A 25,751-nucleotide genomic window follows, 5' to 3' on the forward strand; every position below is an offset into this window, starting at 1 on the left:
TGGCGTAGGGTTTTTGCCGAAATGCGGCCTGTCAGCATGGTGTCTGCCGGGCGCGGAAGAGCACCGTTGTACAGGGGGGCGGCGCATGAGTTTTGATCAGGAGTGGACCGGCCTTGTCGCCGCGGCGCGGTCGCGGCAGGCGGAGGGCACCAGGCTCAACTCCGCAGGTGCTGGTGGGGCGGATGGCTCAAGCAAGGGCAGCCTGAAGGTCACAGCCGGGGCGTTGCGCAAGCGCGCCAAGCGCGCGGAAGAGACAGTCGCGAGGGACTTCGTGGATGCCCAGCGGGTCACGGCGTCGAGTACCCGGGAAGTCCCGGGCACCTTGGAGGGCTTCGCCTGTGACGAGGCCCTCCAGGACTATATGGATAGCTGGAAGAAAAAGGTCGCCCACGTCAAGGACAGCCTCGGGCCAGAAGGGGTAGCCGGAGCACTGCGGACGGCCGCTGACGCATTCTCGGGAGAGGACCATCGCCAGGGCAGCAATTTCGCTGGTTCCGGTTCCGGGGAAAACGACGGAAAGACTTCCGAGGTTCGTGAGATGCCACCGAGGAAACCGTACGAACCAGGCGACGTTGTCTGACGAGAGGGGAGCCTGTGGCACCGGGCTACACACACGTCAAGAACGTGAACCTGGAGAAGCTCGCCTCCGCGGTCGGGCAGTGGGCGAAGCTGTCCGGGAAGTTCTCGGCAGTCGAGAGGACCTTCAACACACAGGTCACCAAAGGGCTGCGCGCCTCAGGCTGGGAAGGGGAAGCGGCCGACGCCGCCTTCACCTCATTTAGCGGGATCCGGTACCAGATCGACTCAGCGGGCACGGAGGCTGACAGCATCCATCGCCTGCTCTCCGAGGGCCTGCACGCCTTTCGCGGCGCGAAAGAGCAACTTGACACCATCGCGGATGCTGTCAAGGGACATGATCACCTGTCCCTCAACGACCACGACGGATCCGTCTACGTCAACCCCGACAAGGTTGAGACGAAGGACCTGGGAGCGTTGCGGAAGGCGTACCAGGAGACCATCCACAGCTACCGCATCCGCAGGGACGAGGCCCTGGAGGCAGCTCAAAAGGCCGATTCCGTCCTGAGCGAGGCGCTGCGCTTCCTGGCCGAATACACCCTGGGCTTCAACAACGCGGCCTTCACCAGCTTGAAGGACGCCAAAGAAGGGCTGGCACGGCAGCGCCGCGACGGCCCACCCCTCTCCCTCAAGGACCTCTCCGACCGCGTGGTCGCCAGCCAGACCAACTCCGTGCCCGGCAGCAGCACCCTCAAGCCCGCCGCCGAGTTCCTCAGCCTCCGCCCCCTGATCCTCGGCAGTCGGCAGATAACGGACGGCAACCTGAGCAAGGGCCTGAACACAGCGACCGGCTTCCTCCCCTCCTACGCTGCCGGGCTAGGAGCCGACGCCATGGACAAACGCTGGAAGGGAGGCCCAGGAGCCGGAGGCCGACACCGCAGCCCCTCATTCATCAACCGGCTCGGCAAGGGCGGCAAACCGCTCTTCGGTTGGCAGGCCGCGGCCGTCGCGACCGGGATCGATTTCGCCTACACACCCGCCCTCGATCCGGAAGAGAAGACCGCGACAAGTCGGGTCGTCGCACCGGGCGCCCCGAAACAGGTGAGGTGGAAGTAAGCATGGGTCCCGCAGGAACACCGCCGGACCGGGGCGGCAGACATCGCGATACCGAGCCGCACCGTACTTCCCGACCCGTCCTGCTCCCATGGCTACGTGCTCTGGGACGCGGAACTCTCCGGTACCGGCCCTCTACATGGCGGGACATCGTCCTGGGGGTCTTCCTTGTGGTGGTTGGCACCTCCGCCTTCCGAGGAGACGCGGGAGTATGGGAAAGGCTCGGGCTGATGGCCATCGGGGTCCTCGGCCTCCTCTGGGCAGTGGTGAGTACCCGGCATTACCTCATCGAGATGCGCAGGCGCGGGCGGATGTGACGCTGCCTGCCGCGCAGACCGGTCTGCCGTCGTCGCCCGCCCCAATCCGGCTGGTACGCCGATCGGTTCCCCGCACTTCGTCCGCCCTCGATCAGGCGCCGGAGCCGCAGGCAGTCCGCCCCCCCCCGGTAGAGGCCGTCGCGCCGCAAGGGCCGGATGGACCGGGTTACGTCGCCCGCCGCGCCGACGTCCCTCTCGCTTTCTCACCGACGTTCCGTTGCCCCCAACCCCGTGCCGACTTCTCCTCGTTGTGTGACGACGGCTCCGCTGCTGTCCACGAGGTGAGCCGCTGCCTCACTCCGTAGAGCAGCACCCGCCAGGCGACGGCACCGGAAGCATGCGGAGGCCCGAAGGCCCCGCTTCGGAGAAACGCACGGCTGAACGGCCTTCGGCGGAATCCGTTCGCCCTGGGCCCGCCATCGCGGGGGTGCGGAATGTCCATCCCTACCGTCAGCACACTTCGCGGCTTCCGCGCCTGCCCGTGCCCCAACCACCCATGCCCCACGTTCCCGAGCACCACAGGCGACCGTACGCAGTCCGCCCGCACCTGTGACATCGCCTCCCGCACGGCGCACGCCCGACAGCAGCCCCGCCGGTACCGGTCGTGTCCACCGGCCACCGTCTGGCTCCCCGCCCCCGGCACCGGGGCCGACGCCGAGGCGCTGTCCGAGGACGGCTGGGTACTGCCCGACTGGGCCCTGGACAAGATCCGCACCGACCTTGTCCCCCGCCCCGACGGGGGGCCGCTACCGCTGCTGCGCGTACGGATCGACCCCGTCCGCACTCACCGCCGCCACAGGCTTCGACACCCGGGCCCGAACCACCGCCTACACCAGCCCCGATGACGGCCCGTCCGGCATTCCGCTGCTGCTCGTCGAGATCCATCCCGACACGGTGATCGACTTCAGCCCTTCGCCTCCGGCCGCTCTGCTGGAACCGCTGCCCGGGCCGCAGGCTGCCTGGCCCGGCTTCTTCCACCGCGCCCACCGTCTGCTGCCGCCCGAAGGCATCCTGCTGGTTGCCACCCGCCAACACCGCGACGAGCACGGCCTCTACGACCCGCTGGGCGAGCTGACTGCCTGCGCACGCAGCGCCGGATTCCTCTACCTCCAGCACATCATCATCGCCCACACACACCCCGACGCGGACCACCTCACCCCACCTCACGCAGCAAGGGCAGACGGGCTGCCCACCGGTTTGGCGCACTCCGACCTCGTGCTGTTCTTCCCACGCGCCTGAAGACGCAGACGAACGCGCCGGTCACCCCCCCGCCCACTCCCCGAAGCTGTTCAAGGAGCCGTGCATGCCAGAACCCGCCCCTGCCAGCCCGGACCTGCCCCCAGCCGGGTTGTCAGTGTGGAACACCGCCCCCACCTCGGCGCCTCACCAGCGCCGGGCCCGCCACTACGTACCCGGCTCCGCCGACCACCCGGCCAAAATGCTCCCCGCCCTCGCCGCCCACGCCATCCGTACCTACTCCCGCCCCGGCGAACTGGTAATGGACCCGATGTGCGGCATCGGCACCACCCTCATCGAAGCCCAACACCTCGGCCGCCACGCCCTCGGCATCGAATACGAAGCACGCTGGGCGCATCTCGCAGCCCTCAACGCCGCCACCGCCCCGCACGAGGGCGCCACCGGAGCCGGAGAGGTCTACTGGGGCGACGCCCGCCATCTCACCGGCCTCATCCCCACCACACACCACGGCCGCATCGCCCTCGTGCTCACCTCACCGCCCTACGGGCGCAGCCTGCACGGACAGGTCCGCTCCACCCGCGAGAGCGGCACCCCGGGCGTCACCAAACGCCACTACCGCTACAGCAACGACCCCCACAACCTCGCCCACGCCCCCACCGACCAACTCCTCGACGCCTTCACCGACATCCTCACCGCCTGCCACGCCATGCTCCGTCCCGGCGGCATCACCGTCGTGGTCACCCGTCCCTGGCGCGACCACGGCGAACTCATCGACCTGCCCACCGCCGTCCTCGGCGCCGGACGCCGCGCCGGTCTCATCCCCATCGAGCGGAATGTCGCCCTTCTCGCCGGCATCCGCGACAGCCGACTCGTCCCCCGCCCCTCCTTCTTCCAGCTCAAATACGTCCGCGACGCCCGCCGCTGCGGCACCCCCCTCCACCTCATCGTCCACGAGGACGTCATCGTCTTCCGCAAGCTGGAGCACGAGACGGCGAATGGCCGCAGGGGACAACCACATCGCCCTGCCTCGAACTCGAACGACGGGTACGTCCACCTCCCTGCCGACCACGCGCCCGACCGGACACATCGGTCCGAACCAGACACCTCACCCACCTCCTCGGCAACGCCGTCGTTCCCTAACGGGCCACCGGCACCCGGGTGACGACGCCCGTTTGGGGACGGGCTTGAAGAGGGCACTGAGACGGAGCGCCCATAGTCAGCGATCAACCGGCAGTCGGGCCGCAGCAGAGCCTCACGCGCCCGCACCATGTCCTGGACCGGCACGGCGCGAGCTCTGGGCGGTGCAGCAGCAACCGGAGGCCGACTATCCCTTACGGCAGTCCAACGACCTGACCGCCCCGCCCGGATGCTGCTCCCCCAGACGGAGCCTTCTCCGAGTGTTCGGCCCGGGCTCTACTCCCTCAGCGGCGTCGCCCTACGACGGACGAGTATGAACGGCGTCGGACGTGACGCCCTGACGAAAGGTGCCGCTTGAGCAGACGGCCTGGCCCAGACACGCCACCGGGCCAACTGCACGTCCAATTCGTCGTCTCCGAGCCGGAATTCAATCACGCTGCCGCCGCAGTTCTGTTGCGGTTCCTCAAGCAGTACGTAGAGCGCACTGGCGCTCTGGCGAGCATGGAGCTACCACTGGACGACCCCACGGAACATCAACACGAGGAGCGTGCGCATGGGCGAAACTAACCCCTGCCTGCCCTGGCTTCACCGCTCGCGGAAGCAGGCACCCACCACCGATGCTGCTCCCCGTCGACCACTTCGATTCGCCAGACCCGGCCCGCAATCCCCACCGCGATACCCGCGCCTGGTCCAAGAGCGCCGTCCGCGCCATCCTGGACAATCCCCGCTACACCGGCCACCAGGTCTGGAACCGGCAGCACAAACACGAGTCGCTGCTCGACGTCCATGATGTTGGTCTCGGCTGTACCACCAAGCTTCGCTGGAACAGCCAGGACAAGTGGATCATCTCCAAAGGGATCGTCCACACCCCACTTGTCGATGATGACACCTTCGCCCGAGTGCATGACTTCTTCCGCAGTCGGGCCCGTACGGGCCCGGCGCATGGAATCCAGCACCCCCGGAACATCTACCTGCGTGAAGCCTGGGTAATCGGTCCGTTGGATGACTGGCTGACCAAGGTCTTCCTTCCCCATCGGGTCGAGGAGACGATCGATCTCATGGCGTCTGCCACGGCCGCGCCGGACGAGCCCTCGATCGATCCCGGAACTGCGGCGCGTGCGTTTATCGTCGAGTGCGACTCCAAACTGGCCGCCCACCGTGCCGCACTTGAAGCCGGCGCAGATCCCGTACTCGTCACACAGTGGCTCTGCGAAACCCAGGCCCGCAGAGCCCAAGCAGAGACTGAGCTGCGAGCCGACTCCAGGAAACGGCGTGCCGTCACGGACCGTGAAGAGGTCGCACGTCTCGTACGGTCGGTCGGCGATCTTTCAAAGGTGATCCCTCAAGCCGACCCGGCCGACAAAGCGGAGCTCTACAAACGGCTAGGAATCCGTCTCCGCTACGACCCCGCGCAACAAAAAGTGCTGGTCGAGATGCATCTCGACCAGCACTCTACGAGTACCCGTGGGGTACCAGTACGTGTCCGAGGGGGGACTTGAACCCCCACGCCCGATAAAGGGCACTAGCACCTCAAGCTAGCGCGTCTGCCATTCCGCCACCCGGACTGGGCTGCGCTCCGGCCTTGGCCGGTGCGACGTGGACAACGATACCAAGGGTTTGGAGTGCTTCTCACCAGGGATTTCCGGTGTATGGCTGCGGGGTGAGCGGAGCGTCACGGAGGGTGAAAGAGGCGCCCCGTCAGGGGCGCGGGGAACTGCGCGACGAGCCACGGCGCAGCTGCGGCCCGCGAAGCACCGGCAGGGGCACCCTCTTCGCGAGCCCGGTCGGGAAAGGGGCACGCGCACGCGGCCCGTGAAGCGGGGGGCGCCCGGTTCGTGGGGTGGGGGGAACGGGGTTATGCCGTGGGCTTGGTTCGCCATAGGAGCCAGGTGAAGTACGGGGCGCCGAGGACGGCGGTGACGAGGCCGACGGGGAGTTGGGCGGGTGCGGCCAGGGTGCGGCCGATGGTGTCGGCGACGGTTACCAGGAGGGCGCCGAGCAGGGCGGCGACGGGGAGCACGCGTGCGTGGCGTTGGCCGACGAGGGCGCGGGCCGCGTGGGGGGCGACGAGGCCGACGAAGCCGACCACGCCGACCGCGGCGACAGCGGTCGCGGTGAGGAGGACGGCGATGCTCAGCAGGCCGAGCCGGGTCGCGCCGGGGCGGATGCCGAGCAGGCGGGGTGTGTCGGCGTCCAGGCCGATGAGGTCGAGGGTGCGGCGCAGCGTGACGAGTATGGGCAGGCACAGCAGGAGCGCCGCCGCGACCGGCAGCACCTCGGGGAACGTACGGCCGTAGGTGGAGCCGGAGAGCCACACCAGCGCCTTGGTCCCGTTGTGTGGGTCAGTGAGCACGATCAGCAGGCTGACCAGCGCGGACGTACCGGCCGATACACCGATGCCGACCAGTACCAGCCGGTTCTGCTCCAGGCCGCGGCGTGCGGCGAGTCCGAAGACGAGTACGGCCGTGAGCGCGGCGCCCGCGAGTGCGGAGCCGCTGACCAGCACGAAGCTTGCCAGGGGTACGAGGGTGAGGGTGAGGACGGCGCCGACGCCGGCGCCGCCGACGACTCCGAGGATGGCGGGCTCGGCCAGCGGGTTGCGGGAGACCGCCTGCACGACCGCTCCCGCTGTGGCCAGCGCGGCGCCTGCCAGCAGTGCGGCGGCGATCCTCGGCACGCGGGTGTCGAGTACGAACGCGACGGCCTGACCCACGTCCCCCGTAAGCCAGTTGGTGACGTCGCCGAGCAGCAGCGGGGTGTCGCCGAGGAGGGTGGCGGTCACGACAGCGGCGACCAGGCCGGTGCTGGTCAGTACCAGGGTGAGGACGAAAGCGCGTCGGCCGCGCAGGCGCGCGAAGGCCGTCGTCGCGCCGGCGGCGCCCGCGTCGCGGGCGCGGTAGGCCAGCGCGACGAGGACGACGGCACCGAAGAAGGTCGTGACGATCCCGGTCGGCACGGCGGCGCCTGCCTGGGCGCCGAACAGGGCGCGCAGCAGCACATCGGCGCCGAGCAGCACGAGCGCTCCGGCCAGCGCGGACGCGGGGACGAACGCGCGGTGGCGCGCGAGTCCGGGCGCCCACGCGGCCACGAGCCGCACGATGGCGGGCGCGCACAGGCCGACGAAGCCGATCGGTCCTGCGATCGTGACGGCGACGGCCGCGAGCAGTACGGACAGCAGGACTGCGATGCCGCGGGTGAGGCGCGGGCTGACGCCGACGACGGAGGCGCCGTCGTCGCCCAGCGCCAGGATGTCGAGCCGCCGGCCCAGCAGCAGGAGGCCGAGCAGCGCGGCGGCGACGACCGGCGCCAGCTGTTCGACGGCGCCCATACCGGTCTGTGCGATCGAACCGTTGCCCCAGGCGAAGAGGCCCGTCGTCTGCTGGGCGCGCAGGAGCAGCAGCATCCCGCTCAGCCCGCTGAGTGCCAGAGCGAGCGCGGAGCCGGCCAGCACGAGCCGGATCGGTCCCGTTCCCGCCCGCGAGAGGCCGAGCACGATGCCGGCGGCGAGCAGACCGCCGGCGAACGCCGTGCCTCCGGCGGATAGTACGGGCAGGGAGATGCCGAAGGCGGCTACGGCGACGACAGCGAGGTAGGCGCCCGCGTTCACCGCGAGGGTGTCGGGGGAGGCCAGCACATTGCGCGACACCGATTGCAGCGCCGCGCCCGCCGCGCCCAGCGCACAGCCCACGAGCAGCCCTGCCGCGAGCCGGGGCAGCCGGGAGGCCACGAGTACGGGTGCGGCGTCGCCCGTTCCGCTCCGTCCCGACATCCAACTGGTCACCGCCTGCCAGAGGGCGTGCGGACCGATGCCCGCGGTGCCCTGGCTCACGTGTACGGCGGCGAGGAGGACGAGGGCGAGGAGCGCGGCCACGGCCAGGAGGGCCGTACGGGCGCCGTTGGTTGAGCCCGTTGAGCCCGTTGGCCCCGTTGGCCCCGTTGGGCTGGTTGGGCCGGTTGTGACGAGTGAGGCGTTTGTGGCGGGGGCGCCGGCCGGGGACGCTGCCTCGGCCGGGCGCGGTGCCTCGGCCGGTGTGGTCGCTGACGTGTGCCGGAACTTCATGGTTCGGATGTTCACGGGTGGTGGCCCGGGCTCAGTTGGTCAGGGACTTCACGAGCGCGTCGGCGTACTGCCGTGCCGACGCGGTGCCGCCGAACATCCAGATGCCGTCCGGCAGCCGGTGCACCCGGTCCTTCTTGACGAAGGGCAGGGACTTCCACACGCCGTTGTCCTTGAGTCCTTCGGCGAACGGGTCCTTGCCGTCGGCGGAGTTGGTGATGTACGCGAAGTGCGCGTCACCGATCTTCGTCAGGCCCTCGACGTCCGTGGCCGCGAGGCCGTAGTTCTTGTCGCCCTTCATGGGCCAGGGGTTCTTCAGGCCCAGTTCGGTGTTGATGTCCGCGAACAGTGCGCCCTTGGCGTACGGACGTATCGAGACCTGGTTGCCCTGCTGGGAGCCGTCCGCGAACGCGACCTTTTCGCCGTCCAGTCCGGCGGCGGCGAGCTTCTTCCTTCCGGCGGCGAGCGAGGCGCGGAAGGAGGTCACCTCGGCCTTGGCCTTGTCCTCCTTGCCCGTTGCCTGGGCGAGGAGGCGCATGTTGTCGGTCATCTGGGAGATCTGCTTGCTCGCGTCGGCGGACTTGACGACGACAACCGGGGCGATCTTGGAGAGCTGGCGGATCGCGGAGTCGGGCAGGTCGGTCGTGGCGGCGACGAGGTCCGGCTTCAGCCCGGCCACGGTTCCGACGCTGGGTTCACCGCGTGTGCCGATGTCCTTGACGTCGCCGGTGAGCTTGGCCGCGGTGTCGTAGGCCCGGTAGCCCTTGACGTCGGCGACACCGACGGGGGTGACGCCCAGGGTGAGCAGCGACTCGGTGACGTTCCACTCGGTGGTGACGATGCGCTTGGCAGGCCCGTCGAGCTTCACCTTCTTGCCGCGGGCGTCGGTGACGGTGAGGCCCGAAGCGGAGTCGCTGTCCTTCTTGGGCGCCTCTGTGGTGCCGCAGCCGACGAGTGTGGTCGCCGTGGCGGCGGCGATCAGGAGCCATGTCTTGTGCTTGGTGGCCATCGGGGAGTTCAGGGCCTTTCGGTGTGCTGGTGGCGAAGGTGGTGCCGGCCCACCGCGCGGGTGCGGGGGCTGCCGGGGGAGGTGTCGTGGTCGACCTCGATACGGATGCCGTACGTCTCCGACAGCAGTGCGGGGTCGTACACCTCGGCCGGAGTGCCGGTGGCGGCGACGCGTCCTGCCGAGAGCAGGACGATCTGGTCGGCCACCGAGGCGGCCTGGTCCAGGTCGTGCAGTACGACTCCTACGGTCACGCCGTGGGCGTCGGCGAGGTCGCGGACCAGGTCGAGGATCTCGACCTGGTACCGCAGGTCGAGGTAGGTGGTCGGCTCGTCGAGCAGCAGTACGTCGGTGTCCTGCGCGAGGCAGCAGGCGAGCCAGACGCGCTGCAACTGGCCGCCGGAGAGGGTCTCGACACCCCGGTCCGCGAACGAGGCGGCATCGGTGACGGCCAGAGCGTGCTCGACCAGCCGTGTGCCGTCGGGGTCGGCGCCGGCGCCCCGGAACCGCTGCCGGTACGGGTGCCGGCCGAAGCCGACCACCTCGCGAACGCTGAGCCCGGACGGCGCCGCGCGGCTCTGCGCGAGCAGCGTGATCCGGCGGGCGAAGTCGGTACGGGAGAGCGCGAGTGCGTCGACCGGATCGGGTGGCGCGAGCGGAACGGCCGGGGCAGCCGGGGCAGTCAGGGCGGCCGGGTCGAGCGCGTCGAGTGCCTCTGCCCGGTCGGTGGCCGGGGTGACCCCGGTGGCTGCGGCGCCCGCAGCGACCTTGGCGGTCCCGACGGTCCCGGCGGTCCCGACGCCCCCGGTGCCTTTCGCGCTTTCGGTGTCCTCGGCGCTCTCGGCGACCCCGGCGCCCGCAACCGCTCTGGTGTCCTGGGCGGGTACGGTCACGCTGCCTGTGCGGGGTTTGTGCAGCCTGGCCAGGGCGCGCAACAGGGTCGATTTCCCGCTGCCGTTCGGCCCGATCAACGCGGTCACGCGGCCACGTGGCAGGCGCAGATCGGCCTGGTGCACGACGTCGGTACCGTCGTAGGCGACCGTGATGCCCGTCGCGTCGAGGCCGTATCCGGCAGGACCGTATCCGGGCGAGGTTGATCCGGCAGGACTGGCTCCGGCGGCGCCGGCTCCGGCAGGGCCGTATCCGGCAGGGGTGGGTCCGCGCGGGGGGAGCGCGTCCCGGCGGGGTGCCTTGGTGTTCACGTCGCTTAGGTTAGCCTAACCTAAAACGATCTTGAGGTGACGGGGGCCGTGCGCGGCTCGCCGGGCCCGCTCCGGGCCCGGCCCCCGTTTTCGCCCGGTCTGCCAACTCCGTTGCGGCGACGGGCGGTTCAGCGAGAGGTAGAGGAGGACGCGGCGGCGGACGCGGTGGCGGAGTCCGCTGTGACCGAGGCCATGCGGGCCCGGTCGTCGACCAGGGCCTGGAAGGCCGGCAGGTCGCCGATGACTTCCTCGGCGCGGTCCTGCTGCTGGTGCAGGGCGTAGTAGCGGGCCCCGATGGCATCGGGGTCGGACTCGCCCTTGCCGGGGGCGATACCGGTGGCGATGGTCACCGTGCCGACGTATATCCCTTCCGGCCGGAGTTCGGTGTGCAGGGCGTGCGCCCAGTTCCGCAGGCCGGCCATGGCCATGCCGACGTTGGCCAGGAAGGGTGCGGGGACCGTCGAGGAGACTCTCGTGGTCAGCAGCAGGGTGCCGTTGCCCCGGGCGCGCATCTCCGGCAGCACATGCTGTACGGCGGCCACGGCGCCCAGTGTGTGCAGTGCGAACTGGGCGGTGGCCGAGGCGACCGTGGTCCGAGCTGCGTGGGTGATCGGTCCTGTCGGGCTGGGGCTGAACTCCAGGACGTCGATCGGCCCCAGCGCGCTCTTCGCCGCGGTGAGAGCGGCGGCGAGGGCTTCGGGGTCGCGGATGTCGGCGGGGAAGGCGGCGGCGGTGATGCCCGGCCCGGCCAACTCGTCGACCAGGGCATCCAGCTTCGCCTTCGTGCGCGCGATCAGTCCGACCCTGAAGCCATGGCGGCCGAACGTATGGGCCACCCCCATTCCCAGCCCGGGGCCCGCGCCGACCACAACCAGTGTCTTTGCCACCGAAGTTTCTCTCCGACCGGAAACCCGGCGCAACTCGCGTGCGGGGCCCGATACTTACTTCTTGTTCGTAGGTGCATGCTTCGTCACTACGATGAGTTGGACAAGACGGCACATTGCTGTCGGTCACGTACACGGAGGTAACCGCTGTCTCCCATCCCGGACGACCCGCCGGCAGCCGGCATCGGTGAGGGTGAAGGCGAGGCGGAGAGCGCGGGCGAGGGCGGGGGTGGCGAGTCCGAAGAGGACGTGTGCCGGCAAGTGCTGGGGGTCCTCGGCGTGGTCGGTGACAAGTGGAGCATCCTGGTCGTCGGACAGCTCCGTGACCGCACTCTGCGCTTCGGCGAGCTGCACCGCGCCGTCACCGGTATCTCGCAGCGGATGCTCACCCTCACGCTGCGGCAGCTCGAACGCGACGGTCTGCTGACCCGCACCGTCTACGCCAGCGTTCCGCCGCGCGTGGAGTACACCCTGACCGAACTCGGCTCGACGCTGCTGGACGCCGCCACCGCCCTGGGTGAATGGGCCGCGGCGCACCGCGAGGAAATCGGTGACAACCGGCGCCGCTACTCCGACGCTCATCCACCGCGGTCACGGTCCTGACCGACCGCATGGGGGTCAGCGCCGGGGAGCGGTGAACGGAGAGCGGGGAGGGGCAGCGAGAGGGGGATTTGTCGGGTGTGCTCGGGTATCCGAGTTCCAGTTGTGGCGTGTTTGCAAAGGTTGGGCGTCGATCGGCGCACGTTCTGCCACCCCCGTGGAGCTTTCCTTACGGGTACTTGATGAGATGTATTTCGTGACAGGCTCATCGATACCCACCGTGACAGGACCCGTCGAGTCGTACGTGGCGATCGGCGACAGTTTCACCGAGGGCGTTGGGGACCCCGGTCCCGACGGTACGTTCGTCGGCTGGGCCGACCGCCTGGCCGGGATGCTTGCCGCGCAGGCGCCGCCCGGTTTCCGCTACGCCAACCTCGCCGTGCGGGGCCGGCTGCTCGGCCCGATCGTCGCCGAACAGGTGCCGCGCGCCACGGCGCTCGCGCCGGACCTCGTCACCTTCTGTGCGGGCGGGAACGACATCCTGCGGCCGGGGTCCGACCCGGACGCGCTGGCGGAGCAGTACGAGAAGGCGCTGGTCCAGCTCCTCACCCGCGTCGGCACCGTGGTCGTGTGCACCGGCTTCGACACCCGCGGCGTGCCTGTGCTGCGTCATCTGCGCGGCAAGATCGCGACGTACAACACACATCTGTGGGCACTCGCGGACCGGCATCACTGCCCTGTGCTCGATCTGTGGTCGCTCAGGTCGGTGCAGGAGCGCGATGCCTGGAGCGAGGACCGTCTCCACCTCTCCGCGCTCGGGCACGAACGGGTGGCACGCCGCTGTGCGGAGGCGCTCGGCGTCGAGGCCGCAGCCCCGTCGTCGCCCGTTCCGCCGCCCGCCGCGCTGACGGCGGCGCCCTCGCTGCCTGCTGCCGGGCCCAGGTCACCGGCGGCGGCGCGGCGCGACGACCTCCACTGGGCGCGCCACCATCTCCTGCCGTGGATCGGCCGCCGGCTGCGGGGCCAGTCCTCCGGCGACCATGTCGAAGCCAAGCGGCCCGAACTCCTGCCGCTGTAGGCCCCAAGTCCTGCCGCTGTAAGCCCGGGCTCCTGCCCCTGTAGGTCCGGGCTCCTGCCCCCCCCCGTAAGCCCGGGCCCCTGCCGCTGTAGGTCCGGACGCCGTCCGCCGCCTCGGCACCCGCTCCCAGGTGGCGCGGGGATGTGCGCCAGCATGGGTGTATGGCATCGCAAGGCAGTACCGAGGCACTGGTCACCGAACGGTTGGGCGAGAACGTCTTCGCGTTCGTTCAAGGGGAAGGCGGTTGGGGGTACGCGAACGCCGGGCTGGTCGCCGACGGTGGTGAAGCCCTGCTGGTGGACACGTTCTTCACGTTGGCACAGACACGGACGCTGTGTGCCGCGGTCGAGGAGGCCGTACCGGGCGCGCGGGTCGGCACGGTCGTCAACACGCATCTGAACGGGGACCACTGCTGGGGCAACCAGCTCTTTCCCGGGGCCAGGTTCCTCACGTCGGCGGCGAACGTGGCCGGTGTGGACAAGGAGGTCTCGCCGGCCCTCCTGCGGCAGCTCCAGGAGCAGCCGCCGCCGGGCGAGGTCGGGCGGTATCTCGTCGAGCACTTCGGTGCCTTCGACTTCGGCGGCGTGGCGGAGACCCGCGCCTGGACCACGTTCTCCGGTCGGCTGACCGTGCAACTGGGCGGCACCGAGGTGGAGTTGCTGGAGGTGGGGCCCGCGCACACCGAGGGCGACGTGGCCGTGCATGTGCCCGGCGCCGGTGTGGTCTTCTGCGGTGACCTCTTCTTCCACCGGGGCCATCCGGTCGTCTGGAGCGGGCCCCTGACGAACTGGGCGGCGGCGTGCGACCGGCTGCTGGCGACCGGCGCCGAGACCTTCGTACCCGGCCACGGCCCGCTCGCCGACCGGGGCGACCTCGCCGGTTTCCGCGACTACCTGCACCACGTACAGGCCCACGCCTCGCGCGCCGCGACCGCGGGGGTCCCCCTCCTCGACGCGGTGCGCGCCATGCCCCTCCACGGTTACGAGGAGTGGACCCACCCCGAGCGGCTGCTGACAGCCGCCGCCTCGGTCTACCGCGAACTCGGCGCTCCCGCACCGGAGTCGACGCTGGAACTGCTCGGCCTGGCCGCGTGCCTCACGGAGCCGCGTGCCTCGGGAGCCGCGTACCCCGCGGAGTGAGGTGCCGCCTCCCGGGGAGCCCCGGGCATGACCGGGGCCCCGCGCTTCGATGTGCGCGGGGCCCGGGCCGGGGTGGTGCGGGCCGGTCCGTGTGCTGCGGCTGACCGGCCGGTGTGGGAAGGCGCTCAGACGTTGACGCCGAAGTCCTGTGCGATACCGCGCAGGCCGGAGGCGTAGCCCTGGCCGACGGCGCGGAACTTCCACTCGGCGCCGTTGCGGTACAGCTCGCCGAAGACCATCGCCGTCTCGGTCGAGGCGTCCTCGGTGAGGTCGTAGCGGGCCAGCTCGTTGTTGTCGGCCTGGTTGACGACGCGGATGAAAGCGTTGCGCACCTGGCCGAAGCTCTGCTGGCGGCTCTCCGCCTCGTGGATGGAGACGGGGAAGACGACCTTGTCGACCTCGGCCGGCACGGCGGCGAGGTTCACCTTGATCGCCTCGTCGTCGCCCTCGCCCTCGCCCGTGAGGTTGTCACCGGTGTGCTCGACGGAACCGTCGGGGCTGGTGAGGTTGTTGAAGAAGACGAAGTGCTGGTCGGAGATGACCTTGCTGCCCGTGTCGACGAGCAGCGCGCTGGCGTCCAGGTCGAAGTCGGTGCCGGTGGTGGTCCGTACGTCCCAGCCCAGTCCTACGGTGACGGCGGTCAGCCCGGGTGCTTCCTTGCTGAGCGAGACATTGCCGCCCTTGGCCAGTGAGACTCCCACAATCCCCTCCTGAGGGTGTTCGGGTGTGCATCAGGTGCCGAAAAACCTACAGGACTGTAGAAGGGATGCGGTGTTGCGTCCTGGCAGCGAATTCGCCGGTTTTTGCCGCCCCGCTCAGGGCAGCGGCTGGCCGCCCGTCGCGTTCAGGATCTCGGCCGTGATGTACGTGGCGTCCTCCGAGGCGAGAAAGACATAACCGGGAGCCATCTCGGCCGGCTGCGCGGGGCGTTCGAGCAGGCTGCCGGCGCCGAACTCGCTGGTGTCGGGCAGCGTCGAGGGAATCAGCGGCGTCCACACGGGCCCGGGCGCGACGGCGTTGACGCGGATGCCGCGCGCGGCCAGATTCTGCGCGAGGCCCTGGGTGAAGGTGACGATCGCGCCCTTGGTCATGGCGTAGTCCAGCAGGTGCGGCTTGGGCCGATACGCCTGTACCGAGGTCGTGTTGATGATGCAGCCGCCCTGCGGGATGTGGGGGAGGGCCATCCGGCACAGCCAGAACATGCCGTACAGATTGGTGCGCACCACGCGGTCGAACTGTTCCGTGCTGATGTCCTCCAGCCCGTTGGACCGTGCCATCTGGTAGGCGGCGTTGTTGACCAGGACGTCGATACGGCCGAACTGTCCGGCGGCCCTCTCCACCAGCGTCCTGCACTGTGCCTCCTCCCGGATGTCACAGGGCACCGCGATCGCCTGCCGTCCGGCGTCCTCCACGAGCCGTACCGTCTCGTCCGCCTCGCTCGCCTCCTCGGGCAGATGGCTGAAGAGCACATCGGCACCCTCGCGCGCGTAAGCGAGCGCCACCGCCCGCCCGATGCCCGAGTCGCCCCCGGTGATGACCGTACGGAGGTCACGCAGCCGCCCGCTGCCCCGGTATGTGCGCTCTCCGTGGTCGGGGCGCGGCTCCATCTGCTCCGTGTCACCGGGGGGCTCCTGTTCCTGCTGGGGGAACGAGGGCTTGGGGTGCTTGTCGGCCGGATGCTCACCTGACCCGTTCATGGCTCCTCCTGTGGTTCGGTCTCCTGCGGTTCTCCGGCCGTACGGGCCGACCCGGCGCGGACGGCGGCACGCCCCGCTGCCTCCCGGTCGTCTGCGGGGCCTCGGCAGGGGTAACCGCCGGGGACCTCCCGAAACACGCTGCTCAGGCCGCGGTGCCCGGACGGCGCAACACACGGTGCGGGGCCCGGCAGCGAGCGCGTCGGCCGTTCGGGCCCCTCCGGGTGGTGGGCGCCCGGCGTACGTGGGTGACTGGGCTGGACCGCGAGGGGAACCCGCCCTCGGCCGCGGGGGACGGGTGTACCTGAGGACCGGCGCCGTCCGGTGCGTGCCCGGGGACCGACGACGAAACGGGACCGACGACGAAAGACGAAACGGGACCGACGACGAAAGGGGTGCACGATGGCCGTCACTACCGGCGGTGCCCGTACCGAATCCGGGCCCAGGAGCCTGCAACTGCCGGGCCTGGTACTGGGCGTGGGGCTCGGCGGATTCGTCGACGGCATCCTGTTGCACCAGATCCTGCGCTGGCACCACATGCTGACCAGCACGGATCAGGACCGTATCGGCGTGAAGTACTACTCGGCCGACACCGTTGACGGGCTCCGGATGAACACCGTGTGGGACGGCTTCTTCCACGCCGTCTGCTGGATCGCCGTCCTGGTGGGCCTGGCCGTCCTCTACGCACGCGTGACCCACGGCAGGCGCCGCGTGTGGACCTCACCCGCGCTGTGGGGCTGGGTGCTCGCCGGGTGGGGCGTCTTCAACCTCGTCGAGGGGCTGCTCGACCACCAGATCCTCGGTATCCATCACGTCTACGCCGGACCTCACCAGGCGTGGTGGGACGCGGCGTTCCTGGTGGCGGGCGGGCTGTTCCTCATCGTGGGCTGGCTCATCCAGCACCGCGCACGCCCGTTCGACCCGGACGACGACCTCCTCACCGGCCCGCCCACCCGCCCGGCCGCCTGATGCTGTCCGGCGGCGGAACGGCGCTCACGAACGGGGTGTCCGGCGCCGGTACGGAGCTCGCGAACGGGGTGTCCGGCGCCGGTACGGCAGACCACTGGCTGACCGGACACGCACACGTACAGGCGCACGCGCAGGCACTCGGGCACGAGCACGGGCACGGGCACCACGGGACCGGTACGAGCAGCCCGCTGCTGGACGTGGCGCTCCCGGTGACCGCTGTGCTGATCCTGGGCGCCGGCTACCTGCTGCTGGCGGCGCTGGCGCGCGAGCACAACCCCACGGTGGGCTGGAGCCGTTGGCGCACGGGATGGTTCCTGACGGGACTCGTCCTGCTCGGCGGTGCGCTGGTGCCGCCGCTGGCACCGTTCGCACACGCGGACTTCAGGGGCCATATGCTCCAGCACCTGCTGATCGGCATGTACGCGCCCCTCGCGCTCGTGCTCGGCGCCCCCGTCACCCTGCTCCTGCGCACCCTGCCGGCCCGCCACGCACGGCGCCTGGCCCGCGCGCTGCGCAGCCGCCCCCTGCACCTGGTCGCCAACCCGGCCGTCGCGCTGCTGCTGAGCGTCGGCTCTCTGGGAGCCCTGTACTTCACGCCCCTGTACGAGGCCACGGCAGGCCAGGCCCTCGCCCACCACGCCCTGCACGCACACTTCCTGCTCTCCGGGTGCCTGTTCGCCTGGGTGATCGCAGGCCCTGACCCGGCGCCGTCCCGCCCGGGTGTCCCCGCACGCCTGTGCGTCCTGGGCGTCGCCATCGCGGGGCACGCGACCCTCTCGCAGCTGATGTACGCCGGACTCCACCTCGGCGTACGCGCACCGGCCGAACAGGTCCAGGGCGGCGCGGAGATCATGTACTACGGCGGCGACATCGCCGAACTCCTCCTGGCCGCCGCCCTCGTAGCCACCTGGCGCCCGGTCCGCCGGGCCCGTACCGCGCGGTCCCCGGACGGTACGGCCACGACGCACATGTTCCGGCCCGGCACGGGCGCCAACGCCTGAACGACGCCGCTGCCGACGTGGCTCGCAGGGGGGCGGTCGGGCCCACGGGTTCGACCCGTCAGGCTGCACCCGCGGGAACGAGGTCGAGTAAGTACCTGGGCAACTGGCAACCGGTTGAAGAACTACCGGGCCGCCGCCGCGCGCTGTGCCGCGAGGGCGTACGTGTCTCACGGCACCAGTGGCCTTCCGATGCCTCACGTCTCCGGCCCTGGCTACTGATCAGCCGGCCGTTCCCTGGCCGCTCCCTGGCCCTTCACCAACGAGGCCACCAACCGTGTCATGACGGGCTGTGGGTCGGGTGTGCCGGGCCAGCTGGTCAGCAGCAGGTGATGGGCGGTGCCGACGATCGCGAGCGCCATGGTGCCCGGGTCGGCGCTCTTTGCCACCCTGCCGAGCTTCTGCTCGGACTCCAAGTAGCCGGTGATGGCCTCCTGGATCGAGGCGAAGCCCGGTGCCCCGCCTTCCAGTGCCTCGCGGATGCGCAACGTGGCGTTGGGGCGGGTCATGGCCAGGCCCGACAGTGCGGGGCCACCGGAGTCGAACAGAGCGTGCACGACAGCATCGAGGTTCCGCACCACCGTGCCCTGCCCGGAGAGCTCCGTCAGCGCCTCCGCCTTCGCTGCCGTCCGCGCGAACCGGTCGAGGCAGAGCTCGGCCACGAACACGTCGAACCCTGCGAAGTGCGCGTGCAGCAAACCCTTGGCGCAGCCCGCCTCAGTGGTGACGGATCGGCTGGTGAGCGCGCCAGGACCCGCCCGCTCCACGACTCGCTCGGCGGCTGCGAACAGCCGCTCGCGCACATCCGGTGTCGCCACTCCTCGCGGTGACATGGGCCTCTCTTCCGTTGTGCCGCCATCGCCCGCAACAGGGCCCCCGACCTCGCGCATCGTAGCGAGGATTGCCTGTATGGGCACGTGCCCATATGGTTTGGGCGCATGCCCATTCTTGTCGTCCCAGCGCAGGAGGCACTCGTGTCAGACGTCGTCAACACCGAGCAGGCGAAGGCATGGAACGGCTCCGAAGGCGTCCACTGGGCTCGCAACCAGGACCGCTGGAACGCCGTGAACGAGGGTTTCGACGAGCCGCTGCTCGAAGCCGCTGGAACAACCGGGGCGCACCGGACCCTTGACGTCGGCTGCGGCTCCGGGCAGACCACGCGCCTCGCCGCACTGCGGGCGCCCCGGGGGAGCGCGCTGGGCCTCGACCTGTCCGGCCCCATGCTGGCCGAGGCGCGGGCCCGTTCGCAGAAGGCCGGCATCGCCAACGTCACCTTCACGCAAGGCGATGCGCAGACCTACTCCTTCGAGCCCGCCGCGTTCGACGCGGCGATCAGCCGCTACGGGGTGATGTTCTTCGCCGACGCGGTGGCGGCGTTCGGGAACGTCGGCCGGGCGCTGCGACCCGGCGGGCGCCTGGCGTTCGTCTGCCCGGCCGACGCCACGCTCAACGGCTGGGTGGCGGCGCTGGCTTCACTGCGCGACTTCCTTCCGGTCGGCGACTTGGGGAGGCCGGGCCTGCCCGGAATGTTCTCCCTGGCCGCCCCGGACCGCATCCGTGGCGTCCTCACCACGGCGGGATTCGCCGACGTCACCCTCACCCAGACCCAGGCGTACGGGGTATGGGGGCGCGGAGCCGAGGACGCGGCGGAGTTCATGCTGGGAACGGGACCCGGGCGCCACCTGATGGAGCACGCCGGGCCGACCGCACGGGCCCGCGCCCTCGGCACCCTGACGGAACACCTGCTCGGCCACGAAGCGGCGGACGGCACTGTCTGGCTGTGCAGCACGTCATGGCTGGTCACGGCGGACCGTCCGGCAGGGTCCTAACCCTTCAGCCGTTCCCGCAGCCTCTCCACTTCCGTGAGGAATCGGGTCTGGCCGCGCCTCGGTCGGACTCGCGGGTGAAGTCCTGGGGGCTGAACCGGCCGCCGTGCGGGGCGAGGTGTTGCCGAGGGCGGCGAGGCCGTGCGGTAGTTGACGGACTTCTGGACGAGGTCGCCCGGGACGCGGGTGTGGAGCTGGAGGAAGGCGGCGTCGAACCGTTCGGCGGAGCGGCGGGGGTTACGAGTGGAAGCGGGTCGTCTCGTGCAGTGCGGCGCGGGGTACCGCGACGCTGTTCACGGGGGCCGTGGTGTCCGCGTAGCCGAAGGAGACACCGAAGAGGATCTTCCGGTTCTCGATGCCGAGCGAGGCGCGAATGGTGTCGGCGTAGAAGCTGAGCAGTCCCTGGGGGCAGCTGGCGATGCCGTGGGCGGCGAGGGACAGGAGCAGGGTCTGGCCGTACATGCCGACGTCGGCTGCCATTCGTTCCTCGGCGTTGGGCGGCATGAACAGCAGCGCCACGTGCGGTGCGCCGTAGAACCTGAGGCTCTCCGCGTTGAACGCCTCGCGCTTGCCGTGCTCGTCCCGGCCGATGCCCAGCGCGCCGTACATCGCCTCCCCCGCCTCGCGGCGGCGCTCGGCGAGGGGGCCCGCGTACATGTCGTGGTCGTAGGGGAAGTCCAGGGACAGGTGGTTGCTCGCGTGGGCCGCGAGCAGGTCCTCGCTCAGGCGGTCACGGACGGCACCGCTGACGACCTCGACATGCCAGGGCTGGGTGTTGGAGTTGGACGGAGCCGCGCTCGCCAGGGCGAAGACCTCCCGCAGGGTGTCCTCGGGCACGGGGTCGGGCCTGAAGGCGCGGGTGGCACGCCTGCCCCGGATCAGTTCGTGCGCGTAGTCGGGGAGTTGAGCTGTGGACATGAGCCTTCCTTGGTTCGTGGGCGGGGAATGTGCCTGTACGGCCGCGGCGCCGGGGTGGTGCGGGTCAGCGCTCCATGTAGGAGGCGATGACGCGGTCCGCCGCGTCCTTCAGCGCTGCCGCCGACTTCTCGGGGGAGTAGATCTGGGTGGTGACACTGGCGCCTTCCACCAGCATCTGGAGCATGTAGGCGAGGGACTCGGGGTCGCGGACGGGGAGCGGAGTCACCAACTCCGTGAACAGGTCGAGGTATTCGGCCTTGCGGGCCTCCACGGCGGCACGGACCGGGTGGTCGCGGTCGGGGAACTCCACGGACGCGTTCACCAGCGGGCAGCCCCGGAACCCGGGCTCGCTGATCTGGTCGGCGATGTCGGCGATCACCTGCCGGAGCTGGGCCGGCGGGTCGTCGGAACAGGCCGCGCGCGCCGACTCCAGCCAGGCGCGCGGGGATACCGCCTTGGCGTTCACATAGGCCAGCGCGAGCCCGTCCTTGGACGCGAAGTTGCGGTAGATGGTCGGCTTCCCGACCCCGGAACGTTCCGCGATCTCCGCCACGCCCGCCGAGTGAATGCCCTCGCGATAGAACATCTCGCACGCGGTCTCCCACACCCGCTGCCCCGCGGGTGAGCGCTGCTGCTCGGCTTCCGCCACGTGTCGTCTCCTTGGGGTACGTGCTCGGTTCGGCGCCCCGGACGGTGCTACGCATCGCTGGGTACCGATCGGTACGCAGGGGACAGTACCGATCGGTACGCGGGGCGTCAACCGTGCCCTGACCAGGGAGCCGGCGCGGCAGCCACGCGTGAGGGAGGTGCGGCAGCCACACGCAAAGGAGGCGGGCCCGGAACGTCTCCGGGCCCGCCTGCGGGGCGTGCGTGGCGACGCGTTCAGGCGGCGACGGCGACCGCTTCGACCGCCGGGGTGCGCAGGGTGCGGCGGGCCGTGATGAGGCTCGTGACGAAGGTGGCGGTCACGGCCAGTGCGGCGATGGTGAGCCAGATCCCCGGCCCCTGCCCGCTGGGCATCGTCTCGTCGGTGCGTACCGAGGTGAAGGTCAGGATTCCGGCGAACGCGGCCAGGGTGCCGAAGAAGACGCCGGTGACGACCAGGACGAGGCTCTCGGTCGCGACGGTCGCGAGCACCTGGCGCGGGGTGGCACCGGCCAGCCGCTGGCGGCCGAACTCGCGGCTGCGGTACGCCGTCGTCGCGTACAGGGTGTTGATCAGCATGACGCAGGCGAACACGACGATGATGCCGACGACGACCAGGTTGACGGTCTCCAGGTTCTTGTCCTCGACGGACTTCTTCATCCCCGAGGCGGTGATCGCGTCGCTTTCGATGCCCTGGAGGTAGAGCGTGGCGGTGGCGATGCCCACGAACAGCATCAACGGCATGAGAATGCCGGTCAGCTGCTCGGCCCGGCGCCGCAGGTTGCGTACGGCGATGTAGCCGCCCCCGCCCGTGAGGGCGGAGACGGGACGGCTGAAGCGGACCAGCAGGACGCGCAGCAGCGCGGGGGAGAAGACGGCGAAGCCGAGCGAGAGCAGGATGGAACCGTAGGCCGCCGGCGCCATCAGAGCCGAGTCCTTGGCGTCCATGGAGAACGCGGTGCCCATCGAGCCGACGCCCGCGACCAGCGCCAACAGGCCGCCCGCGGTGCGCAGTCGGGCACGCGGGCGCCGCCCCTCGGCCGCCTTGGCCGCGCGGCGTACCGCGAGCGCGGCGGCGCCGACGGCCGAGACCAGGGTGACGGCGAGACCCGCGCCGAGCGCGACGGGCCCGAAGGTGTGCTCGACGTTCCCCGCGACCTGCCCCGTGTCGCGGAACTCGGCGACCAGGGCCTGCCCGCCGAGCATGGCGGGAACGATCGCGAGCAGTACGCCCAGCAGCGCGACCGCAGCCGCCTCACCCGTCACCATCCGCCGGATCTGGCCGGGCGTCGCGCCCGTGCAGCGCAGCAGGTGCATCTCCGCCTCGCGCTGGCGGACGTTGACGGTGAGCGTGGAGGCGATGGCGAAGAAGACCAGCAGCGTGCCGTACCCGCCGACCACGCCACCCGTCAGCGACAGCGACTCGCTGCTTCTGGCGTCGACGCCGGAGGCGGCGGCCGTGTCGTGCAGGGAGTTGAACATCATGGTGATCGCGGAGCCGAGGAAGGCGGCGAGCAGGGTGGCGATCAGCCGTGCGGGGCGGTGGCGCACGGAGCGCCAGGCGAGGGTCAGCATGGCTCAGGCTCCGATCGGCTGGTGGTGCGGGGTGGCGGCCTGGTGGGCGGGGTCCCCGAGGTGGGCGAGGCGCTCGGCGACGCTGTCCGGGGTGGGCGCGGCGATCCAGCCGGCCAGCTGTCCGTCGGCGAGGAACTGCACGGTGTCCGCGTAGGAGGCGGCGAGCGGGTCGTGGGTGACCATCACGACCGTACGGCCGTGCGCATGGACGGCCTCCCGCAGAAGGGACAGCACGTCGCGGGCCGACTTCATGTCGAGCGCGCCTGTCGGCTCGTCGGCCAGCACGATGCTGGGCTCGGCGACCAGCGCGCGGGCGATGGCGACACGCTGGCACTGGCCGCCCGACAGCTGGTCGGGCCGGTGGGCGAGGCGGTCGGCGAGACCGACCTGCGCCAGTACGGTACGAGTGCGCTCGGGGTCGGCGCGGCGCCCAGCGAGCTTCAGCGGGAGCGTCACGTTCTCGGCGACATTGAGCGTCGGCATCAGGTTGTACTGCTGGAAGATGAACCCGATCCGGTTGCGGCGGAACTTCGTCAGCTGCTTCTCGCCGCCGCCCGTCATCGGGACCCCGTCGATCAGGATCTGGCCCTCGTCGGGCCGGGTGAGCCCGGCGGCGCACTGGAGGAGCGTCGACTTGCCCGATCCCGAGGGGCCCATGACGGCGGTGAAGGTGCCGGGCGGCAGGCTCAGGCTCACCCCGTCCAGCGCGGCGACTGCCGCGTCGGCCGCACCGTAGACCTTCCGTACGCCGACCAGTCGCAGCGCCTCAGCGCCGCCAACGGACTCAGGGCTCTTCCTGCCACGAAACGCTGACATGGGTCACTCCTCGGTCGGGAACTCGTATGTGTCGTCACGGGCCAACCAGGTGCGGATACACGTCACTTGGCGCCACTTACGAACCTAGAAACCGCCGCTTCGGAGCGCGATGGGCGTACGACCCGGGTGCGGTCGGGTTGACACCCCGGCCGGGGGTGTCGCTTGGTACACCCACCTCGGGGGTCCAGAACGCGTGCGTTCCCCTGGCCCGGTGGGGTCGGCGCATATAGTCTATTTGGACTGTTAGAGTTCGACCATGCCACGCCGCACTCTGGACAATCCGCTCGTGCCCGCCGTGCTCGGCCTGTTGCTCGAACAGCCGTCGCACCCGTATCAGATGCTCGCCGAGCTGCGGAAACGTAGCGACAACAACGCCGCGGCGCTGAACAGGGGCTCGCTCTACAACGTCGTCGCCGCGCTGGCCGAGGCCGGCTGGGTGGCGGCGCAGGGCCAGCAGCGTGCGGGGAACCGCCCGGAGAGGACGGTCTACGCGCTCACGCCGACGGGGCACGGTGAACTCGTGCGGCAGCTGGACTCCCGTATCCGCAACCCGGAGCGGGAGTTCTCCCGCTTTCTGGGCGCGGTCACCTACCTCGGCGCCCTCGGGCCCGGCGGAGCCGCCGAGGCGCTGACCGAGCGCGCCGGGCGCCTGCGGGAACGTACGGCGGCCGACGAGGAGCGCCTCGCCGAAGCGCTGGCCTCCGGTGTGCCGCGGCTGCACGTCATCGAGGCGGAGTACGCGCTGAGCCTCGCCCGGGCCGAACTGGCCTGGATCGACGCGATCGTTGACGACATCCGCACCGGGGCCCTGGAGTGGCCGGCCGGACCGGCGGGGTCCGGGGCAGGGTCCGGGGCGGGGTCGTCGGATTCCGGGCCGGCTGCGTCCGCCGCCCCGGCGGAGTCCGGGCAACCGGAACGCTGACCGTACGGCCACCACCGTACGGGTCACGGCCACGGGTCACGGTCACAAGCCACAGGCCGCGGCTTTGGGTCCCGGCCACAGGGTCACAGGTCACGGCCCTGCACACCGTTCCGACCAGCCAGCGAGAGGAACCGCGTCATCATGCAGACCGCGAGTGAAGGACTGCTCTTCGGGGTGTATCCGGGGGGAGTTGCCGGGGACGACACAGGCGGGCTCGCCGGGGGGCCGCCCGACGAGCCCGCGCGGGTGAGCGCCGCACTCGACCGGCTCCAGGGCGTTCCGGGGCGCCCCTTCCTGGTGCGCGCCTACACGGGGTTCGACGACACCACCCGTCTCGGCGGCCCGCACGCGACGGCGACTCCGGCCGACGCGTGGCAGTACGCCGTGCGGGGGCGCCGCCTGGACCTCGTGGCGCAGTACCAGTCGGCTTCGGGAGACGTGGACGGTTACTGCGCGTTCGTCCGCGAACTCGTCGAGCAGTACGGCGCGGTCACGGACACGCTCCAGATCACCGAGGAGCCCAATGTCACCACCGTCGCGACGCTCGACGGCCACTACCCGCGGGTGCGGGAGGCCCTGGTCAGCGGGGTGTACGCGGCCAAGGCGCGGGCGCGTGAACTGGGCCACGGCGGGCTGCGGGTCGGCTTCAACACCACTCCGCTGTTCGGACCCGCCGCCTCCTTCCTCGCCGGACTGACGGAGTACGGAGGGGCGGAGTTCATCCGCGAACTGGACTACGTGGGGCTCGACTTCTTCCCCGACGTGTTCCGGCCCGTGGCCGCTGCCGAGCTGACCGCCGCCGTCGAAGGGCTGCTGCGCCACCACCGCGAAGGGCTCCTCGCCCCCGCCGGACTGGGACGGCTGCCCCTCCACATCACCGAACACGGCTGGCCAACGGGGCCGGATCGGCCGCCGCACCGCCAGGCCGAGGTCCTCGACACCGTCGTACGCGTCGTTGCCGCGCACGCCGGGGAACTGGGCCTGAGTGGCTACACCCACTTCGCCCTCCGCGACGCCGACACGGGCGAGCCCGGTCTCTTCCACCGCTTCGGCCTCACCACCGACGACTACACACCGAAACCGGCGTTCGAGACCATGAGGGTGCTGGTGGGGGAGTACGGGCACGGGCGCTGACCGTAGGCCCGTAGGTCCTTGGGCCTTTGGGTCCTTGGGCCCGTAGGCCCCTAACGCCCGTCAGACGG

Annotated in this window: 24 protein-coding genes, 1 tRNA gene and 1 pseudogene; 13 read left to right on the forward strand and 13 right to left on the reverse strand. The window is 70.6% G+C overall.

Annotated features, from left to right (window positions below; translation table 11 throughout):
* The first annotated feature begins 85 nt into the window (after window positions 1-85).
* From NMN56_RS21655 to NMN56_RS21675, 5 genes are all read left to right on the forward strand, one after another.
* A complete protein-coding gene (locus tag NMN56_RS21655) occupies window positions 86-580 on the forward strand; it encodes a hypothetical protein (protein WP_274042042.1) in 495 nt (164 codons plus the stop codon).
* A 14-nt stretch (window positions 581-594) separates the two neighbouring features.
* Window positions 595-1,632 carry a hypothetical protein gene (locus NMN56_RS21660; protein ID WP_274042043.1) on the forward strand — a complete coding sequence of 346 codons (1,038 nt, stop codon included), beginning with the start codon at window positions 595-597 and terminating at the stop codon, window positions 1,630-1,632.
* Window positions 1,633-2,666: 1,034 nt separating this feature from the next.
* Window positions 2,667-3,185: a class I SAM-dependent methyltransferase gene (locus tag NMN56_RS21665; protein ID WP_274042044.1), complete on the forward strand. Its 519-nt coding sequence runs from the start codon at window positions 2,667-2,669 to the stop codon at window positions 3,183-3,185.
* A 64-nt stretch (window positions 3,186-3,249) separates the two neighbouring features.
* Window positions 3,250-4,305 (forward strand): TRM11 family SAM-dependent methyltransferase, encoded by a 1,056-nt coding sequence (locus NMN56_RS21670; protein ID WP_274042045.1) that lies wholly within the window; start codon window positions 3,250-3,252, stop codon window positions 4,303-4,305.
* A 592-nt stretch (window positions 4,306-4,897) separates the two neighbouring features.
* Window positions 4,898-5,779, forward strand: coding sequence for a recombinase family protein (locus tag NMN56_RS21675; RefSeq protein WP_274042046.1), 882 nt, complete (start codon window positions 4,898-4,900; stop codon window positions 5,777-5,779).
* On the opposite strand, the gene NMN56_RS21680 is transcribed toward NMN56_RS21675, so the two are convergent.
* The 6 genes and pseudogenes from NMN56_RS21680 to NMN56_RS21700 form a co-directional block, all read right to left on the reverse strand.
* A tRNA-Leu gene (locus NMN56_RS21680) sits at window positions 5,761-5,845 on the reverse strand. The two genes, NMN56_RS21675 and NMN56_RS21680, sit on opposite strands and share 19 nt — an antisense overlap.
* A 290-nt stretch (window positions 5,846-6,135) precedes the next feature.
* Window positions 6,136-8,340 (reverse strand): iron ABC transporter permease, encoded by a 2,205-nt coding sequence (locus NMN56_RS21685; protein WP_274042047.1) that lies wholly within the window; start codon window positions 8,338-8,340, stop codon window positions 6,136-6,138.
* 31 nt (window positions 8,341-8,371) lie between these two features.
* Window positions 8,372-9,346 carry an ABC transporter substrate-binding protein gene (locus tag NMN56_RS21690; RefSeq protein WP_274042048.1) on the reverse strand — a complete coding sequence of 325 codons (975 nt, stop codon included), beginning with the start codon at window positions 9,344-9,346 and terminating at the stop codon, window positions 8,372-8,374.
* Window positions 9,347-9,354: 8 nt separating this feature from the next.
* Window positions 9,355-10,236 carry an ABC transporter ATP-binding protein gene (locus NMN56_RS21695; protein WP_430542669.1) on the reverse strand — a complete coding sequence of 294 codons (882 nt, stop codon included), beginning with the start codon at window positions 10,234-10,236 and terminating at the stop codon, window positions 9,355-9,357.
* A gap of 30 nt (window positions 10,237-10,266) precedes the next feature.
* Window positions 10,267-10,545: pseudogene (locus NMN56_RS43295) on the reverse strand (ATP-binding cassette domain-containing protein); the annotation flags it as partial.
* 128 nt (window positions 10,546-10,673) lie between these two features.
* Entirely contained in the window at window positions 10,674-11,432 is a 759-nt protein-coding gene (locus NMN56_RS21700) for an SDR family NAD(P)-dependent oxidoreductase (RefSeq protein ID WP_274042049.1), read from the reverse strand.
* Window positions 11,433-11,690: 258 nt separating this feature from the next.
* Here NMN56_RS21700 and NMN56_RS21705 point away from each other — a divergent pair, with 258 nt between their 5' ends.
* The 3 genes from NMN56_RS21705 (at window position 11,691) to NMN56_RS21715 (ending at window position 14,186) form a co-directional block, all read left to right on the forward strand.
* On the forward strand, window positions 11,691-12,032 hold the full coding sequence (locus NMN56_RS21705) for a winged helix-turn-helix transcriptional regulator (RefSeq protein WP_274042050.1): 342 nt from the start codon (window positions 11,691-11,693) through the stop codon (window positions 12,030-12,032).
* 184 nt (window positions 12,033-12,216) lie between these two features.
* Window positions 12,217-13,047, forward strand: coding sequence for an SGNH/GDSL hydrolase family protein (locus NMN56_RS21710; RefSeq protein WP_430542665.1), 831 nt, complete (start codon window positions 12,217-12,219; stop codon window positions 13,045-13,047).
* Between the two features lie 161 nt (window positions 13,048-13,208).
* Window positions 13,209-14,186, forward strand: coding sequence for an MBL fold metallo-hydrolase (locus NMN56_RS21715; protein ID WP_274042052.1), 978 nt, complete (start codon window positions 13,209-13,211; stop codon window positions 14,184-14,186).
* 125 nt (window positions 14,187-14,311) lie between these two features.
* Here NMN56_RS21715 and NMN56_RS21720 read toward each other — a convergent pair whose 3' ends face one another.
* Both NMN56_RS21720 and NMN56_RS21725 read right to left on the reverse strand, forming a co-directional pair.
* On the reverse strand, window positions 14,312-14,887 hold the full coding sequence (locus NMN56_RS21720) for a TerD family protein (RefSeq protein ID WP_274042053.1): 576 nt from the start codon (window positions 14,885-14,887) through the stop codon (window positions 14,312-14,314).
* A gap of 114 nt (window positions 14,888-15,001) precedes the next feature.
* Window positions 15,002-15,883: an SDR family oxidoreductase gene (locus NMN56_RS21725; RefSeq protein ID WP_274042054.1), complete on the reverse strand. Its 882-nt coding sequence runs from the start codon at window positions 15,881-15,883 to the stop codon at window positions 15,002-15,004.
* A 399-nt stretch (window positions 15,884-16,282) separates the two neighbouring features.
* Between NMN56_RS21725 and NMN56_RS21730 the strand changes: the two genes are divergently transcribed.
* Entirely contained in the window at window positions 16,283-16,849 is a 567-nt protein-coding gene (locus NMN56_RS21730; RefSeq protein WP_274042055.1) for a DUF2243 domain-containing protein, read from the forward strand.
* Window positions 16,849-17,850 (forward strand): cytochrome c oxidase assembly protein, encoded by a 1,002-nt coding sequence (locus NMN56_RS21735; RefSeq protein ID WP_347178632.1) that lies wholly within the window; start codon window positions 16,849-16,851, stop codon window positions 17,848-17,850. Before NMN56_RS21730 ends, NMN56_RS21735 begins: the two co-directional genes overlap by 1 nt.
* Before the next feature lie 212 nt (window positions 17,851-18,062).
* Here the strand turns inward: NMN56_RS21735 and NMN56_RS21740 are convergent, their stop codons facing one another.
* Window positions 18,063-18,680: a TetR/AcrR family transcriptional regulator gene (locus NMN56_RS21740; protein WP_274042056.1), complete on the reverse strand. Its 618-nt coding sequence runs from the start codon at window positions 18,678-18,680 to the stop codon at window positions 18,063-18,065.
* 141 nt (window positions 18,681-18,821) lie between these two features.
* Here NMN56_RS21740 and NMN56_RS21745 point away from each other — a divergent pair, with 141 nt between their 5' ends.
* The gene (locus tag NMN56_RS21745) at window positions 18,822-19,676 is read left to right on the forward strand and encodes a class I SAM-dependent methyltransferase (protein ID WP_274042288.1); all 855 of its coding nucleotides are present in this window, start codon (window positions 18,822-18,824) and stop codon (window positions 19,674-19,676) included.
* A gap of 234 nt (window positions 19,677-19,910) precedes the next feature.
* Here the strand turns inward: NMN56_RS21745 and NMN56_RS21750 are convergent, their stop codons facing one another.
* From NMN56_RS21750 to NMN56_RS21765, 4 genes are all read right to left on the reverse strand, one after another.
* The gene (locus tag NMN56_RS21750; protein ID WP_274042057.1) at window positions 19,911-20,591 is read right to left on the reverse strand and encodes a nitroreductase; all 681 of its coding nucleotides are present in this window, start codon (window positions 20,589-20,591) and stop codon (window positions 19,911-19,913) included.
* Window positions 20,592-20,655: 64 nt separating this feature from the next.
* Entirely contained in the window at window positions 20,656-21,240 is a 585-nt protein-coding gene (locus NMN56_RS21755; RefSeq protein WP_274042058.1) for a TetR/AcrR family transcriptional regulator, read from the reverse strand.
* A gap of 233 nt (window positions 21,241-21,473) precedes the next feature.
* Complete coding sequence (locus tag NMN56_RS21760) at window positions 21,474-22,811, reverse strand: FtsX-like permease family protein (protein ID WP_274042059.1); 1,338 nt, start codon at window positions 22,809-22,811, stop codon at window positions 21,474-21,476.
* A 3-nt stretch (window positions 22,812-22,814) separates the two neighbouring features.
* Window positions 22,815-23,627 carry an ABC transporter ATP-binding protein gene (locus NMN56_RS21765; RefSeq protein ID WP_274042060.1) on the reverse strand — a complete coding sequence of 271 codons (813 nt, stop codon included), beginning with the start codon at window positions 23,625-23,627 and terminating at the stop codon, window positions 22,815-22,817.
* A 256-nt stretch (window positions 23,628-23,883) separates the two neighbouring features.
* Between NMN56_RS21765 and NMN56_RS21770 the strand changes: the two genes are divergently transcribed.
* The gene (locus NMN56_RS21770; protein ID WP_274042061.1) at window positions 23,884-24,549 is read left to right on the forward strand and encodes a PadR family transcriptional regulator; all 666 of its coding nucleotides are present in this window, start codon (window positions 23,884-23,886) and stop codon (window positions 24,547-24,549) included.
* A gap of 141 nt (window positions 24,550-24,690) precedes the next feature.
* Entirely contained in the window at window positions 24,691-25,683 is a 993-nt protein-coding gene (locus NMN56_RS21775; protein WP_274042062.1) for a hypothetical protein, read from the forward strand.
* Window positions 25,684-25,751: the final 68 nt, after the last annotated feature.

This window comes from Streptomyces iconiensis, assembly GCF_028657195.3.
GTDB lineage: Bacteria > Actinomycetota > Actinomycetes > Streptomycetales > Streptomycetaceae > Streptomyces > Streptomyces iconiensis.

Excerpts from the sequence above, each read along its gene's own strand:
- NMN56_RS21770 (WP_274042061.1), top strand. The coding sequence starts at position 23,884 with ATGCCACGCCGCACTCTGGACAATCCGCTCGTGCCCGCCGTGCTCGGC.
- NMN56_RS21775 (WP_274042062.1), top strand. The coding sequence starts at position 24,691 with ATGCAGACCGCGAGTGAAGGACTGCTCTTCGGGGTGTATCCGGGGGGA.
- NMN56_RS21725 (WP_274042054.1), bottom strand. The coding sequence starts at position 15,883 with ATGAACGGGTCAGGTGAGCATCCGGCCGACAAGCACCCCAAGCCCTCG.
- NMN56_RS21735 (WP_347178632.1), top strand. The coding sequence starts at position 16,849 with ATGCTGTCCGGCGGCGGAACGGCGCTCACGAACGGGGTGTCCGGCGCC.
- NMN56_RS21730 (WP_274042055.1), top strand. The coding sequence starts at position 16,283 with ATGGCCGTCACTACCGGCGGTGCCCGTACCGAATCCGGGCCCAGGAGC.
- NMN56_RS21690 (WP_274042048.1), bottom strand. The coding sequence starts at position 9,346 with ATGGCCACCAAGCACAAGACATGGCTCCTGATCGCCGCCGCCACGGCG.
- NMN56_RS21670 (WP_274042045.1), top strand. The coding sequence starts at position 3,250 with ATGCCAGAACCCGCCCCTGCCAGCCCGGACCTGCCCCCAGCCGGGTTG.
- NMN56_RS21710 (WP_430542665.1), top strand. The coding sequence starts at position 12,217 with ATGTATTTCGTGACAGGCTCATCGATACCCACCGTGACAGGACCCGTC.
- NMN56_RS21685 (WP_274042047.1), bottom strand. The coding sequence starts at position 8,340 with ATGAAGTTCCGGCACACGTCAGCGACCACACCGGCCGAGGCACCGCGC.
- NMN56_RS21765 (WP_274042060.1), bottom strand. The coding sequence starts at position 23,627 with ATGTCAGCGTTTCGTGGCAGGAAGAGCCCTGAGTCCGTTGGCGGCGCT.
- NMN56_RS21655 (WP_274042042.1), top strand. The coding sequence starts at position 86 with ATGAGTTTTGATCAGGAGTGGACCGGCCTTGTCGCCGCGGCGCGGTCG.
- NMN56_RS21740 (WP_274042056.1), bottom strand. The coding sequence starts at position 18,680 with ATGTCACCGCGAGGAGTGGCGACACCGGATGTGCGCGAGCGGCTGTTC.
- NMN56_RS21750 (WP_274042057.1), bottom strand. The coding sequence starts at position 20,591 with ATGTCCACAGCTCAACTCCCCGACTACGCGCACGAACTGATCCGGGGC.
- NMN56_RS21675 (WP_274042046.1), top strand. The coding sequence starts at position 4,898 with ATGCTGCTCCCCGTCGACCACTTCGATTCGCCAGACCCGGCCCGCAAT.
- NMN56_RS21715 (WP_274042052.1), top strand. The coding sequence starts at position 13,209 with ATGGCATCGCAAGGCAGTACCGAGGCACTGGTCACCGAACGGTTGGGC.
- NMN56_RS21760 (WP_274042059.1), bottom strand. The coding sequence starts at position 22,811 with ATGCTGACCCTCGCCTGGCGCTCCGTGCGCCACCGCCCCGCACGGCTG.